This is a genomic window from Streptomyces sp. NRRL WC-3549, from assembly GCF_000721935.1.
Lineage (GTDB): Bacteria > Actinomycetota > Actinomycetes > Streptomycetales > Streptomycetaceae > Streptomyces.
Map to the genome: position 1 here is coordinate 22,112 of NZ_KL585432.1, position 2,329 is coordinate 24,440.

The 2,329-nt window shown below is 76.1% G+C and carries 2 protein-coding genes; both read left to right on the forward strand.

Translation table 11 applies throughout. The features are described from left to right. Positions 1–1,033: aminotransferase class I/II-fold pyridoxal phosphate-dependent enzyme (locus IH13_RS38950; protein WP_031089430.1), on the forward strand; the 1,033-nt coding region annotated here is incomplete at its 5' end. Between the two features lie 174 nt (positions 1,034–1,207). Then, positions 1,208–2,176 carry an agmatinase gene (gene speB / locus IH13_RS0130780; RefSeq protein ID WP_031089432.1) on the forward strand — a complete coding sequence of 323 codons (969 nt, stop codon included), beginning with the start codon at positions 1,208–1,210 and terminating at the stop codon, positions 2,174–2,176. Positions 2,177–2,329 lie beyond the last annotated feature (153 nt).

Consider the following 2,329-nt stretch of genomic DNA (forward strand, 5'->3'; position numbering starts at 1 on the left):
GGGCGGACACCCCGATCCCGCGTGCCTGCCGGTCCTGCACCCGCCACAGCGGGTGGAGCCCGTGCCCGGGTCGCACCGGGCCTCGCCCCGGCTCGCCGCACTGGAGGACGCCACCCGCGCCTGGTTCGACCGCGACGGGGTGCCCACCGGCTCGGTGACGTTCGCGCACGGCGCCCTGGACTGCGTCGCGCGGCTGCTGTCCACCGAGCTGAGGCCCGGCGACGCCGTGGCCGTCGAGGACCCCGGCTTCCACCACCTGCTCGACCTGGTCCCGGCCCTGGGCCTGCGCACGGTCCCGGTGGCCGTCGACGACGAGGGCATCCGGCCCGAGGCGCTGCGGACCGCCCTGCGGGGCGGGGCCCGGGCGCTGGTGTGCAGCCCCCGGGGACAGAGCCCGCTCGGCGCCCGGTTCACCCCTGACCGGCGGGACGCGCTCCTGGCCGTGCTGCGCGCCCACCCGGACGTCCTGGTGGTCGAGGACGACCACAACGCCGACATCGCGGGGGCGGAGGCGGTGCCCCTGGCCTCCGGCGGGCTGCCCCGCTGGGCGCAGGTACGTACCGTCTCCAAGCACCTGGGCATCGACCTGCGCTGGGCCGCGCTCGCCTGCGACCCCTCCACCCTGGCGCGCCACGACGGACGGATGCTGCTGACCTCCGGCTGGGTCAGCCACATCCTCCAGGTGACCGTCGCGGACCTGCTCACCGATCCCGGGGTGGCCCGGCTCGTGGCCCGGGCCGCCGACACGTACACCACCCGCCGCGAGGCGCTGCGGGACGCGCTCGCCGGGCACGGCATCGCCTCCCACGGGGAGAGCGGCATCAACGTCTGGGTCCCCGTCCGCGACGAGTCCGCCGTCGTCAACGGCCTCCGCACCCGGGGCTGGTGGACGGCGGCGGGCGCCCGGTTCCGTACCGCCTCCCCGCCCGGGGTGCGCGTGACCACGGCCACCCTCACCCCCGACGAGGCACGCGGCCTCGCCCGGGACCTCGCCGACACCCTGGGCGAGTCGGAGCCGGTCTACGGCGGGTGAGGGCCCGGCCCGGACGCCGCTCCCGGGGGCCGTCGCGGGCCGCCGGGGGAGGGCCGAAACGTACACTGCGCAGCGTCGGCCCACCCGCCGGCCGATCGCCGCCCGCACCACGGGACGTCTCCGCAGCACCGCCCACAAGGCGCGCACCGCCACCGAACGAAAGGCACCCGACCCATGAGCAGCACCGACTCGCCGCGCGGCCCCGTCGACTCCTCCCGCATCCCGCGGTACGCCGGTCCCCCGACGTTCGCCCGGCTGCCCCGCCTGGACGAGGTCGGCTCCGCCGACGTCGCCGTCGTCGGCGTGCCCTTCGACAGCGGGGTGTCCTACCGCCCCGGCGCCCGCTTCGGCGGCAACGCGATCCGGGAGGCCTCCCGCCTCCTGCGCCCGTACAACCCCGCGCAGGACGCCTCCCCCTTCGCCCTCGCCCAGGTCGCCGACGCCGGGGACATCGCCGCGAACCCGTTCGACATCCACGAGGCCGTCGAGACGGTCGAGGCCGCCGCGGACGACCTGCTCGCCACCGGCGCCCGCCTCATGACCCTCGGCGGCGACCACACCATCGCCCTGCCGCTCCTGCGCTCGGTCGCCAAGAAGCACGGCCCCGTCGCCCTGCTCCACTTCGACGCCCACCTCGACACCTGGGACACCTACTTCGGCGCCGAGTACACCCACGGCACCCCGTTCCGGCGGGCCGTCGAGGAGGGCATCCTCGACACCGAGGCGCTCTCCCACGTCGGCACCCGCGGCCCGCTGTACGGCAAGAAGGACCTCACCGACGACGCCAAGATGGGCTTCGGCATCGTGACCTCCGCCGACGTCATGCGGCGCGGCGTCGACGAGATCGCCGACCAGCTGCGGCAGCGCATCGGTGACCGGCCGCTCTACGTCTCCATCGACATCGACGTCCTGGACCCGGCGCACGCCCCCGGCACCGGCACCCCCGAGGCGGGCGGCCTCACCTCCCGCGAACTCCTGGAGATCCTGCGCGGGCTCGCCTCCTGCCACATGGTCTCCGCCGACCTGGTCGAGGTGGCACCGGCGTACGACCACGCCGAGATCACGTCCGTCGCCGCCTCCCACACGGCGTACGAGCTGACGACGATCATGGCCCGGCAGATCGCGGAGGGCCGATCCTCGTGAGCCACGACCACGACGACCGGCCCCGGCTCACCGCCGCGCAGGCCGAGGCGGCGCTCGACCCGCCGCCCGGACGGGTCGGCGGCGACCTGGTGACCGAGACCCTCCAGGGCCTCGGCGCCACCACCGTCTTCGGGGTGTGGGGGCGTCCTGTGC

What these genes read in the sequence shown, in the direction of transcription:
- speB (WP_031089432.1), top strand. Translation starts at nt 1,208, where the DNA reads ATGAGCAGCACCGACTCGCCGCGCGGCCCCGTCGACTCCTCCCGCATC.